The sequence below is a fragment of the Carnobacteriaceae bacterium zg-C25 genome (genome assembly GCA_017945845.1).
Lineage (GTDB): Bacteria > Bacillota > Bacilli > Lactobacillales > Aerococcaceae > WM01.
Genome location: CP072828.1, coordinates 1,117,836 through 1,129,665, shown reverse-complemented (window position 1 = coordinate 1,129,665; position 11,830 = coordinate 1,117,836). Strand labels below are relative to the sequence as shown.

General features: G+C 36.9%; 16 protein-coding genes. 14 read left to right on the top strand and 2 right to left on the bottom strand.

All coding sequences use genetic code 11. The annotated features are described in order from the left end of the window. Positions 1 to 72: 72 nt before the first annotated feature. Positions 73 to 708 (bottom strand): uracil phosphoribosyltransferase, encoded by a 636-nt coding sequence (gene upp, locus J7S27_05315; GenBank protein ID QTU82716.1) that lies wholly within the window; start codon positions 706 to 708, stop codon positions 73 to 75. Between the two features lie 167 nt (positions 709 to 875). Between upp and J7S27_05310 the strand changes: the two genes are divergently transcribed. The 7 genes from J7S27_05310 (at position 876) to J7S27_05280 (ending at position 6,493) form a co-directional block, all read left to right on the top strand. Continuing rightward, entirely contained in the window at positions 876 to 1,436 is a 561-nt protein-coding gene (locus J7S27_05310; protein ID QTU82715.1) for a DNA-3-methyladenine glycosylase I, read from the top strand. A 2-nt stretch (positions 1,437 to 1,438) separates the two neighbouring features. After that, the gene (locus J7S27_05305; GenBank protein ID QTU82714.1) at positions 1,439 to 2,020 is read left to right on the top strand and encodes a xanthine phosphoribosyltransferase; all 582 of its coding nucleotides are present in this window, start codon (positions 1,439 to 1,441) and stop codon (positions 2,018 to 2,020) included. Between the two features lies 1 nt (position 2,021). Continuing rightward, positions 2,022 to 3,320: a D-alanyl-D-alanine carboxypeptidase gene (locus tag J7S27_05300; GenBank protein ID QTU82713.1), complete on the top strand. Its 1,299-nt coding sequence runs from the start codon at positions 2,022 to 2,024 to the stop codon at positions 3,318 to 3,320. Between the two features lie 104 nt (positions 3,321 to 3,424). Next, positions 3,425 to 4,201 carry a segregation/condensation protein A gene (locus J7S27_05295; protein ID QTU82712.1) on the top strand — a complete coding sequence of 259 codons (777 nt, stop codon included), beginning with the start codon at positions 3,425 to 3,427 and terminating at the stop codon, positions 4,199 to 4,201. A 163-nt stretch (positions 4,202 to 4,364) separates the two neighbouring features. Further along, complete coding sequence (scpB, locus tag J7S27_05290) at positions 4,365 to 4,955, top strand: SMC-Scp complex subunit ScpB (GenBank protein QTU82711.1); 591 nt, start codon at positions 4,365 to 4,367, stop codon at positions 4,953 to 4,955. Next, on the top strand, positions 4,955 to 5,695 hold the full coding sequence (locus tag J7S27_05285; protein QTU82710.1) for an rRNA pseudouridine synthase: 741 nt from the start codon (positions 4,955 to 4,957) through the stop codon (positions 5,693 to 5,695). Before scpB ends, J7S27_05285 begins: the two co-directional genes overlap by 1 nt. 114 nt (positions 5,696 to 5,809) lie before the next feature. Continuing rightward, positions 5,810 to 6,493, top strand: a complete 684-nt coding sequence (locus J7S27_05280) for a YjjG family noncanonical pyrimidine nucleotidase (GenBank protein QTU82709.1) — start codon at positions 5,810 to 5,812, stop codon at positions 6,491 to 6,493. A 190-nt stretch (positions 6,494 to 6,683) separates the two neighbouring features. Here the strand turns inward: J7S27_05280 and rpsN are convergent, their stop codons facing one another. Beyond that, complete coding sequence (gene rpsN, locus J7S27_05275) at positions 6,684 to 6,953, bottom strand: 30S ribosomal protein S14 (protein ID QTU82708.1); 270 nt, start codon at positions 6,951 to 6,953, stop codon at positions 6,684 to 6,686. 210 nt (positions 6,954 to 7,163) lie between these two features. On the opposite strand from rpsN, the gene J7S27_05270 reads away from it, so the two are divergent. From J7S27_05270 to rsmH, 7 genes are all read left to right on the top strand, one after another. Then, on the top strand, positions 7,164 to 7,511 hold the full coding sequence (locus J7S27_05270; protein QTU82707.1) for a hypothetical protein: 348 nt from the start codon (positions 7,164 to 7,166) through the stop codon (positions 7,509 to 7,511). After that, the gene (locus J7S27_05265; GenBank protein ID QTU82706.1) at positions 7,504 to 7,989 is read left to right on the top strand and encodes an Lrp/AsnC family transcriptional regulator; all 486 of its coding nucleotides are present in this window, start codon (positions 7,504 to 7,506) and stop codon (positions 7,987 to 7,989) included. The genes J7S27_05270 and J7S27_05265 overlap by 8 nt, the downstream gene beginning before the upstream one ends. Before the next feature lie 2 nt (positions 7,990 to 7,991). Continuing rightward, a complete protein-coding gene (locus J7S27_05260) occupies positions 7,992 to 9,173 on the top strand; it encodes a pyridoxal phosphate-dependent aminotransferase (protein ID QTU82705.1) in 1,182 nt (393 codons plus the stop codon). A gap of 202 nt (positions 9,174 to 9,375) precedes the next feature. Further along, entirely contained in the window at positions 9,376 to 9,648 is a 273-nt protein-coding gene (gene rpsP / locus J7S27_05255; GenBank protein ID QTU82704.1) for a 30S ribosomal protein S16, read from the top strand. A 60-nt stretch (positions 9,649 to 9,708) separates the two neighbouring features. Next, positions 9,709 to 9,963 carry a KH domain-containing protein gene (locus tag J7S27_05250; GenBank protein ID QTU82703.1) on the top strand — a complete coding sequence of 85 codons (255 nt, stop codon included), beginning with the start codon at positions 9,709 to 9,711 and terminating at the stop codon, positions 9,961 to 9,963. 451 nt (positions 9,964 to 10,414) lie between these two features. Next, positions 10,415 to 10,846 carry a division/cell wall cluster transcriptional repressor MraZ gene (gene mraZ / locus J7S27_05245; protein QTU82702.1) on the top strand — a complete coding sequence of 144 codons (432 nt, stop codon included), beginning with the start codon at positions 10,415 to 10,417 and terminating at the stop codon, positions 10,844 to 10,846. A gap of 30 nt (positions 10,847 to 10,876) precedes the next feature. Beyond that, positions 10,877 to 11,830: a 16S rRNA (cytosine(1402)-N(4))-methyltransferase RsmH gene (rsmH, locus tag J7S27_05240; GenBank protein ID QTU82701.1), complete on the top strand. Its 954-nt coding sequence runs from the start codon at positions 10,877 to 10,879 to the stop codon at positions 11,828 to 11,830.

Below are 11,830 nucleotides of genomic sequence, written 5' to 3'. Positions count from 1 at the left end.
TAGTAGCCTTTAAACGTTTAGAAAAACAAAAATACCAACTGTAATTGTCGTTACAGTTGGTGTTTGCGTGTTTTATTTTGTTCCGAATAAGCGGTCACCGGCATCGCCTAAACCTGGCATAATGTAGCCATTTTCATTTAAGCGTTCATCTAGGCACGCTGTGTAAATGTCAATCTCTGGATGGGCTTGTTTTAATACCGCAACACCTTCTGGTGCAGCAACTAAACAAACAAATTTGATTGAGCTAGGGTGAGCACCGCGTTTAATTAAGGCATCAATTGCGGCAACTGCAGATCCACCTGTGGCTAACATCGGATCCACAACAAATAATTGGCGTTCTGCAATATCACTTGGTAATTTCACAAAGTATTCGACAGGTTCTAATGTATCATGGTCACGATACATACCGACATGACCTACTTTAGCAGCTGGAATTAATTCGAGAATACCATCTACCATACCTAAACCAGCACGTAAGATAGGAATAACGGCCACTTTTTTACCAGACAATGTTTTTTGAATTGTCTTTGTCATTGGTGTTTCAATTTCCACATCTTCAAGTGGTAAATCGCGTGATACTTCATAAGCCATTAACATTGAAATTTCGTCGACAACTTCACGGAACACTTTTGTACCACAATTTTTTTGACGAATCATTGTTAACTTATGTTGAATTAGCGGATGATCTAAAATGACAAATTTACCCATGTGAACTACCTCTTTTTCTATTTATTTTCAACATTTTATCTTAAAAAAAAGCGGTTGACCAGCATTTTATCATAAAAAAAGGAATAAAATGATATTTCAAAAAGAAGTGCACTTTTATGTTTTAAAATGTGATAAAATATATTTGATTTTCACTTTCGAGGTGTGTAATGAAACGATGTTCTTGGGCGCTCCATCATGATTTAGATCAGCACTATCATGATACCGAGTGGGGAAAAGCCGTACACGACGATCAATTGCTATTTGAAATGCTAATTTTAGAAGGCATGCAAGCCGGTCTAAGTTGGCATATTATTTTAAAACGACGTGACGGTATGCGTAAGGTGTTAGATGGGTTTGACTACGATAAAATTGCACAATATTCAGATAGCCAGTTAGAGTTGTTGATGCAAGAAGAAGCAATCATTAAACACCGCTTAAAAATTGAATCACTGCGTACGAATGCACAAGCATTTCAATTGGTACAACAAGAATTTGGTTCGTTTGATGCCTATATTTGGTCGTTTACGCATGGTACAGTCATCAATAATGATATTCCTGATGAATCGTATCGACAAACGTCAACAGCACTATCTGATCAAATTAGTAAAGATTTGAAAAAAAGAGGATTTAAATTTGTTGGGAGTACGATTGTGTATGCTTATTTGCAAGCTATCGGTGTTGTTAATGATCATTGGAATGAATGCGTTTTTAAAGAAGGAGGGGTATGATAATGAAATTGTTACAAGAAATGGTATTGAAGCATGGAAAAGTATTTCCGAATAATGTTTTAAAAGTTGATTCATTTGTGAATCATCAAATTGATGCGCCGTTGATGAAAGCGGCTGGCGATGCTTTTTTTGACTATTTTAAAAATAAAGGTGTTACTAAAGTTTTAACCATTGAAGCTAGTGGTATTGCGCCTGCTTTAATGACGGCATTATGTTTCGGTGTTCCCATGGTTTTTGCCAAAAAAACACAACCCTCAACGTTGAAAAAAGATACGCTATATGAAACGGAAGTGTTTAGTTTCACAAAAAATGTCGTCAGTCGGGTTATTTTATCAAAAGAGTATTTAACAAGTGACGATAAAGTTTTAATCATTGATGATTTTTTAGCGAATGGTGGCGCGGTTATCGGTTTGGATGATTTGGTGAAACAAGCTGGAGCGCAAACGGTAGGCGTTGGTATTTTAATTGAGAAATCATTTCAAGATGGGCGCAAAAAATTGGAAGACAATGGGTTTGACGTCCGCTCATTGTGTCGCATCGCTTCGTTAGATGATGGGAAGATTTGTTTTGAAAATGAGGAATAAGATGAAAAAAGTAAAATGGTTGATGTTGTTGTGTCTACTGTTGTTTCCAAGTGCCAACGTATTTGGTGAAACGCTGAATGAGTATACAAAAGAGAGCTTAACACAATTGGGCTATACACCTTATAATGATGTGACGTCAGCAATGGTTGTTGATGTGCAAACGGGTGATGTGTATTTTTCGCATAACGAAAATAGAGTGGTGGATCCAGCTAGTATTACCAAATTAATGACGGCGTATCTTGTTTATGAAGCAGTGGCTAATCAGAGCGTATCGTGGGATACAAAAGTGACCGCCACGGCCAATGATGCAGCAATTAGTCGTTTGCCTGAACTGTCTAACACAACCATCATTGAAGGTGAAACGTACACGTTGCAAGATTTGATGTATATGCATTTAATGAGTTCGTCTAATGTGGCGAGTGTGATGATGGCTAATTTGTTGAGTCATAATGATTTATCGGCCTTTGTCGGTCAAATGAATCGTACGGGTCAGCAGCTAGGACTTCGTCATACGACGTATACGAATCCGAGTGGTGCGGTGACGGCTGATTTTTCTGGGTTAATTCAAATTTCGGGATATCCTGCTAATCAACCAAGTTATAGTACGGCGTATGATGTGGCGAAATTGACGGTAGAATTATTAAAACGATTTCCAGAAATTGTCAATATTACGCAATTAACGCAAGTGAGTGTGGGAAAACATACGGCGTATCCTGAAACGTTAACGTCAACGAACGTCACTTTGCCGGGTATGCCATTAGGTTATGCGGGTGTAACGGGTTTAAAAACGGGAACAAGTGGAGAGAGTGGCTATAGTTTTGTAGCGAGTGCGAATCGTGGTGATATGCAGTTGGTTGCCGTTGTGTTAGGTGTTGGTCGATATGAAGACGGTTTAGGTAATATGGATCGCTTTTATTATACGAATGCTTTACTCGATAAAACGTATCGTACGTATTCCAAAAAAGTGGTGATTGCTGCTGGAGAATATATGGTGAATGATACGGAAATTCGTGTAGAATCGCCATATGAAGCAGTGGTGTCTCAACAAAGCGTATCACAAAATTATCGTTTAGAAAATGATGCGTTAGTGATACAACGTCCGTTTCAAAATTTATATGGAAAAACAGAAGATACGATACTTGTTACAAATGTGACTAAACTAAAACAAGAAGAAGCTAGAAGACAGCAAGAACAATTATTGTTGGGAATCGTCATTGTCGTTTTAGTCGTGTTTGTTGTTGGTGTGTTGTGGCGTAAATTAAATGGGCGTCAAGCACGAAACAAGCGTCGATATAAATAATGGGAAACTAGACTAACTTTAAAGGAGTGGTCTAGTTTTTTGTTTTTTTGATTTTGTAGCTTAAATACGCTAAAATAGAGCCATATGATAAAGGTGGAGAACGCATGGGAAATCAATTGGAATTGCGCATTACATTGGATGATTTTGAAGGTCCGTTAGACTTATTGTTGCATTTGATTAAAGAAACAAAAATGTCGATTGAAGATGTACCGATGTTATTAATCGTCGATCAATATTTAACGTTTATTCGCTCAATGCATATTTTGCAATTAGATGTTGCTGGCGATTATTTAGTGATGGCAGCAACGTTACTAGAAATCAAAAGTCGGTTATTGTTGCCACGTGTTGAAACGGTGGATACTGACGATGAGTATGAAGAAGATGAAAATTTAGAAGAAAACTTAAAATTGCAGTTAATTGAGTATAAAAAATTCAAAGATGTTGCGCATGTTTTAAAAGAAAAAGAAGATGAACGTGGTCAATTTTTTTCAAAAGAGCCGAGTGATTTGCATCATTTAAATGAAGTCGTGCCTTTACAAGATGGAGAAGTGAGCCTAGAAGATGTTGTTAAAGCGTTTCAACGCATGTTTGAAAAACAGGCACAAAAGCAACCGTTACATGCTAAAATTGAAATGAGTAAATTAACTGTAGAAGAGTCAATGCAAACGATTATCAATCAATTGACGACGTTTGAATCAGCGGATTTATCGGATTTAGTAAGCGACAAGGATACGTTATTAGCAACATTCCTTGCGCTATTAGAATTAACACGTACACAACAAATTACATTTAAACAAAGTACACCGTATGAACCGATTAAATTATTTAGAGGTAATCTTTTTGGAAAAGTGGATCATATGCAAGTGACAAGTGGTATTTAAATGTGTATAGGCTAAATAGTATAGTTTAGTGAATTTTTATGTATAGCGAACGAATCGTGAGGTTTTGTTTGCGTTAAGCAGTTGTATGGTTTAGTGATGCGCTAATAAAGGTGTAGCGTGTGAGAGATATTATTATGGACGCATCATGACAATAGGAGGAAGAATGACATTACAAGCAACCATTGAGAGTTTATTATTTGTGTCTGGCGATGAGGGGTTATCGCTAGGTGATTTAGAATTGCTTTTAAAACACCCCCAAGAAGAATTAAAAGAAGCCATTCAAGCGTTGCACGATCGGTATTTGAATGATGCAAACTCTGGTTTGGCGTTAGTTTCGTTTGCCCATCGGTACCAATTAGTGACTAAAGGTGTGTATGCGGACGTGGTGAAGCAATACGCACAAGCGCCGTTTGCGACAAAGTTATCGCAAGCGTCTTTAGAAACGTTAGCCATTGTTGCGTATAAACAACCAATTACTCGTGCCGAAATCGACCAAATTCGTGGCGTACAGTCATCGGCGACATTGCAAAAATTACAATTGCGTGATTTAGTACAGCCGGTTGGTCGCCAAGATACACCAGGAAAACCCATTTTGTATGGGACGACAGAATATTTTATGAACTATTTTGGTGTAACGGATATGAGTCAGTTACCGGATTTATCAACGTTTACGGTAGCCGACGATGAGGAATTAATGGATTTGTTTAGTCAGCGTTATACGCAAGCATCTAGCAAAGAAACTGAGGAAAACTAATGGAAAGATTACAAAAAGTGATGGCGCATGCGGGTGTTGCATCGCGTCGAAAATGTGAAGAATTAATTGTCGGTGGGCATGTAGAGGTTAACGGAAAGTTAGTGACCGAACTTGGATTTAAAGTGAGTGCAAATGATAAAATTCAAGTAGATGGCGTCCCTTTATATAAAGAAGAGTTAGTGTATTACTTATTTAATAAGCCAAAAAATGTCATTAGTGCGGTGCATGACGATAAAAATCGTCGTGTGGTAACGGATTATTTTACCGAAGTTCCGCAACGCATTTATCCAGTCGGTCGTTTAGATTACGATACGACAGGTTTGTTGTTGCTGACGAATGACGGTGAGTTGGCACAATTGTTAATGCATCCAAAATATCAAATTGATAAAACGTATGTTGCCAAAGTAAAAGGGATTCCAACAGAACGTCAATTAAAACAATTGAGAAAAGGTGTGATGATTGATGGTAAAAAAACGTCTCCAGCACAAGCTCAAGTGCTTAGTGTGGATCATGATGCACAAAGTGCTTTAGTTGAGTTGGTGATTCACGAAGGGTGGAATCATCAAGTTAAAAAAATGTTATTAAGTGTAGGGCTTCCGGTTACCAAATTACGCCGTGAACAGTTTGCGTTTTTAACATTAGGTAGCATGCCAACAGGGATGTTTCGCCCATTGAAAAAACATGAGGTCAATAAGTTAAAGAGAATGGCTAAAGGGGAACTAGTCAAGGATAACGGATAGGCAGATAGGTTATTTGTTGTAGGGGATAAAGAGAAATTTTTTGATGTTTAAATGATATACTGTGTGTTTTAAGGTGCAGTCGAATCAACTGTGCATTGCAGAAAGGAAATGGATATGCATTATAAATTTTTACTATTTGATATTGATGATACGCTTCTAGATTTTGGCGTTGCGCAAAAAAATGCGTTTCAATTGTTTTTGGCGGATTATGGGATTGTCTTTACGGATGCCATTTATGAAGCGTACCATGTTTACAATCAAGCGTTATGGCATCAATATGAAAAAAGGGAGATAGAAAAAGCACAATTGTTAGCGGTGCGTTTTCCTAATTTTTTAAAGCGTTTTGATGTACGAATTGATGATGGTCTTGAGGCGGATAATCGTTATCGCTCTTACTTATCACAAGGTAATCAGTTGATTGATGGCGCATTAGAACTCGTTCAAAATGTTGCAAGTCAATACACGATAGCCGTTGTAACAAATGGAGTGTCCCATACACAACGTACACGTCTGGTAAATAATGGTTTAAGTGAATATTTTTCTCGTATTTACATTTCGGACGAAATAGGTGCTCAAAAACCAGATGCACAATTTTTTGATGCAGTTAAATCAAGTTTGGGTGTTGTCAATCCAAGTGATGTGTTAATTATCGGAGATAGTTTAACTGCAGATATTTTTGGTGGACAGCAGGCAGGTTTTGATACGTGTTGGGTAAATAAAGAAAATAAAGAAATGACGTTAGAGCACCCACCAACAATGATTATTTCAACGATTAAAGAATTGATGGGAAAACTGTAGTACAGAGTTAGCGTCAGCTGATTGATGCGCATATTATAAACAGATACAAAAAACGGCACGCAATGATTTGCGTGCCGTTTTAACTATTTAGGCGTTGTGGCTTTTTTCAATGGTTGCGATAGCCATAGAAATGGCTGAATTAAAGGTACATTTAAAGTGCTGTTCAATTCATTTAAATGTAGTTGCTAGTCTACCAGCTAGCTTTTTTGATTCCGGGAATCAAACCTTTTGATGCTAATTCACGGAATTTGACACGTGACATGCCAAATTTTCTCATGTATCCACGTGGTCGGCCGTCGATTAAGTCGCGGTTTTTGTAACGTGTTGGATTTGAGTTGATTGGTAGTTTGCGTAGACCTTCGTAATCGTGATTAGCTTTTAATTCTAATCGTAGGTCTTTATATTTTTCAATAAGTTCACGTTGGCGTTTAGCTTTTGCGATCTTTGATTTTTTTGCCATACTAACCTCCTTAAATAGTTATGATTACGTTTTAGAGTATACAATAATTGATTTTTCTTTGCAATAAGAAAACGTAAACTTTACGATTTAAAAGTTTGATTTATTTTTTAGGTGGTGCAGAGTGCGTTGTTAGCGATAATGCAGAGCAGATAACACCACCTCACAATAAAAATAAATAGGTGGAAAAAAAGCCGTAAAGAGTATAAAATAATGATAACATTAGAGAAGGAGTCGGTTATGGCACGGGCGAATCGAAGAAAAAAAGAGCAGCAAGAGTCGTTGGTGCTTGTTGATGGTTATTACATTCCTGCTGAAATCAAAGATGCTTACATTCAACTGAAACATTACTGTATTGATGAATTAATAGAGGAGTTATCCAAAACTTGTCATCATGTCGGTTTGGAAAATGATGGTGAGTATGTGTTTGTGTACGGAGAAGATGAAGAGCACAATAAGCGGTATGTGATTGAGTTATCGCCTATAAAAATTTCACAAATTGAAAAAGCAATTGGGACAAAAAAACTCGCCGATTATATAAAGGAGTATGAAAATGGATAAATTAAAAGTTCAAATTTTATCGTTGTTGGAAAAAGATGGTCGCTTAACGTATCAAGAGATTGCCGTTTTACTTGGTCAAGAAGAATCGCTTGTTAAAAACGTTATTGATCAGTTAGAACAAGATGGGATTATTTGTGGTTATCAAGCGTTGATCAATTGGGATAAAACAAATGATTCGGATGTATCGGCCGTTATCGAATTGAAAGTAACGCCGCACAAAGGATCTGGATATGATTGGATTGCAGAAAAAATTGGGGGATATGAAGAAGTAGAAGCGTTGTATTTAATGTCTGGGCGATATGATTTGCTTGTGATTTTGCGTAAAGCGCCAATGCGTGCTATTGCCAAATTTGTGAATCGTATTGCGGTTATGGACGATGTGGTATCGACTGCAACGCATGTCGTTTTAGAACGATATAAAGATCATGGCACTGTTATGGCAGATGCTGAAACCGATCAAAGAATGGTGGTATTCTAATCATGAAGCATCCATTAAATAAAGTGATTCAAACGTTTGAAGGATCGGGCATTCGTCGTTTTTTTGGAATGGCATCACAGATGAAAGATGTTATTTCGCTAGGTGTGGGGGAACCAGATTTTGAAACGCCATGGCATATTCGTGAACGTGCGATTGAATCCATTAGAAAAGGACAAACATTTTACACAGAAAATAGTGGATTGCTTGAATTGCGTGAGGGGGTCGCTCAATTTGAGAAAAGACATCACAACTTAGAGTATGACCCTAAAACAGAAATTATGATGACGATAGGGTGTAGTGAAGCGATTGATTTGGCGTTTCGTGTCATGCTAGATCCGGGTGATGAAGTGATTGTGGTACAACCGTCATATGTATCCTATATTCCTAGTATCACGTTAACTGGCGCTAAACCTGTAGTATTACCGTTAAAAGAAGAAAATAAATTTAGATTAACACCACAAGAGTTAGAAAATGCTATTACGCCGAAAACAAAAGCGGTGGTCATTAGTTTTCCGAATAATCCAACAGGTGCGATTATGGAAGAAAATGAATTGCGTGAATTGGCGAAAGTGATTAAAAAACACGATATTTTTGTTGTGTCAGATGAAGTGTACAGTGAGTTGACCTATACGGATACACCGCACTTTAGTATTGCAAGTGTTGAAGGAATGAAAGAGCGAACGGTTGTTTTAAATGGGTTTTCAAAAGCTTTTTCAATGACTGGTTGGCGATTAGGGTATGCAATGGCACCTGAAATCATCATTCAAAATATGATTAAAGTTAGACAATATACAACGGTTGCGCCGACGACATTTGTGCAATATGCGGCAATAGATGCGATTAATGATAGTGATGATGATATAGAAATGATGCGTGAAGCGTACAATCAAAGACGTCGTTTTTTAATGAATGCATTTTCGAAAATGGGAATTGCCTGTTTTGAACCCGAGGGAGCGTTTTATGTTTTCTTGAATATTAAACAGTTCAATATGTCGTCTGAAGAATTTTGTATGCGTTTATTAAAAGACCAAAAAGTTGCGGTTGTACCCGGTTCAGCATTTGGGGCAAGTGGTGAAGGGTATGTGCGTATTTCTTATGCGTATTCTTTAGATCAATTAAAAAAAGCGATGGCACGTTTGGGTGAATTTATCGATGCGATTCGTCAAGAAAATATCAATTCATAACTTTAGGATTGATGGTGTGGTTTTTAAAAGTGAATCGTACATAAAAAGAGATTTAAAAACGGTTGCTAACTTTTTTATGAGAAGTGACCAACTGAAAATAGTAGGGAATCAAATTTTGAAGAGGTGTAAAGAAAAAAACTTGACACCTCTTTTGTTTTATATTAAACTAACAAAGTATTACATTTTAGGAGGATAAAAAATAATGGCAGTTAAAATTCGTTTAAAACGTATGGGTTCTAAAAAATCACCTTTTTACCGTATTGTTGTAGCTGATGCACGTTCACCACGTGATGGACGTATTATCGAAAAAGTAGGTACTTACAACCCATTAACAGAACCTGCACAAATTAATGTGGATGCTGAATTAGCGTTAAAATGGTTACAAAACGGTGCACAACCAACAGATACAGTACGTAACTTATTATCAAAAGCAGGCGTAATGAAAGCTTTCCACGAAGCTCGTCAATCAAAATAATAGATTGTGGAATGTTGCGTTTGTAACATTCCATTTTAGTATAGTTAAAGGAGTATGGATATGCCGAATGTTGAACAATTGCTATTAGCAATGGTAACACCGTTAGTCGAATTTCCAGAACAAATGACTGTTCAAATTGAAGAAACAGCGGAATTTATGGAATACCGTCTCATGTTACATGCAGAAGATGTTGGTCGTGTGATTGGTCGTCAAGGACGCGTAGCACATGCGATTCGTACTATTTTATATAGTGTTAAAGATCGCGGAGATAAACGTGTACGTTTAATTATTGATGGATTAGAAGATAGCGAATAATTTTCTACAAATCGTAACAAAGATACATAATATACGTAAAGTGCCTTTTTCAATTAGCAAAAAGGCGCTTTTTTTATTGCTCTATAATATATGGTGTTGGTGGCTTTCAAAAGAAAGTTATCAACACTTTTTAAATTGTATATGGTGCTGGTGATTTATTGAAAAAGCATTAAAATTATTTTATGGTGCGTGTCGATTTAATATCACACTCAAAATGTGATAAAAAATTGTACCATTTTTTAGTGCTAAGGCTATTTGATATAGGTATTTTTTCAATTTGGCGTACCGCTGAATATGCGGCGAACGATTTAATAGTTGTCCTCTAAAGCAGAATGTTTTGAGACATTCTGCTTTTTTGTGGTTTTTATTTAAAAAAATGTGGTGGAAAGTGGTGGATTGTGGTAGAATATGGTAGAAAAATTGTATCTTGAGTTAGAGGAGGTGATTGTACATGTTAATGGGCGAATATAAACACACGTTAGACACAAAGGGTCGTGTGATTATTCCAACCAAATTACGCGAAGAATTAGGTGATAAATTTATTATTACGCGTGGATTAGATGGCTGTTTGTTTGGGTATCCTATGCAAGCATGGCAATCACTGAGTGATAAGTTGAGTGAAAATTTACCGTTGAGTAAAAAGAATGCTCGACAAGTTGTGCGTTTCTTCTACTCGGCAGCAGCAGATGTTGAGTTTGACAAACAAGGGCGCATTATGATACCACAACCTTTACGTGAGTACGCTAATTTAGGGAAAAATGTCAGAATTGTGGGTGTTTCAGACCGTTTAGAAATTTGGGATGAAACAATGTGGAAAAATTACTTAAATGAAACACAAGATAACGTTCAAGACTTAACGGAAGAAATCGAATTTGAATTCTAATAAAAATAGTGATGAAAGGTGATACAGTGCATGTTCAAACACGTGAGTGTGTTGTTACACGAAACAGTTGACCAATTGAATATTAAACCAGATGGGATATATGTGGATTGTACATTGGGTGGCGCTGGACACAGTCAATATTTATTGTCACAATTATCTGAAAAAGGACATCTATATGCGTTTGATCGTGATAGTGTCGCCATTGATAATGCTAAAGTTGTTTTAAAAGAATATGTTGATAAAGGGGTGGTTACTTTTATAAAAAGTAATTTTTCAAACATTAAAGCAGAATTGCATCAACGCGCTGTTTACGGCGTGGACGGTATTTTATACGATTTAGGTGTCTCATCACCACAATTAGATGTCGTTGAACGTGGATTTAGTTATGCCAACGATGCGCCGTTAGATATGCGAATGGATCAAGAGCAGTCTTTGAAAGCGTACGATATTATTAATGAGTGGGATTACAATGAGTTAGTGAAAATTTTTTATCGCTACGGTGAAGAAAAGTTTTCTAAACAAATTGCACGAAATATTGAAAAAATTCGTCAACAACACCCTATCGAAACGACGGGACAATTGGTGGAAATCATTCGAAATAGCATGCCAATGGCGGCGAAAAGAAAAGGTGGTCATCCAGCCAAACGCATTTTCCAAGCAGTTCGTATTGCCGTTAATGACGAATTAGGTTCGATAGAACAATCGCTGGAAGATGGGTTGAGTTTGTTGAATAATGATGGCAGAATGAGTGTCATTTCATTTCATTCGTTGGAAGATCGAATCGTTAAAACAATTTTTAAAGAATATAGCAGTGTCGAACCAACTTTGGCGAAGTTGCCAATTTTAGCAAGTGAATATGAGAGTGATTTTCAGTTGGTGGTTAAAAAACCGATTTTACCAAGTGAAGAAGAAATTGAAAATAATTCGCGTTCAAAAAGCGCCAAGCTACGCGTTATAAAAAGGGTTAAAGGGAAGGAGTCATAA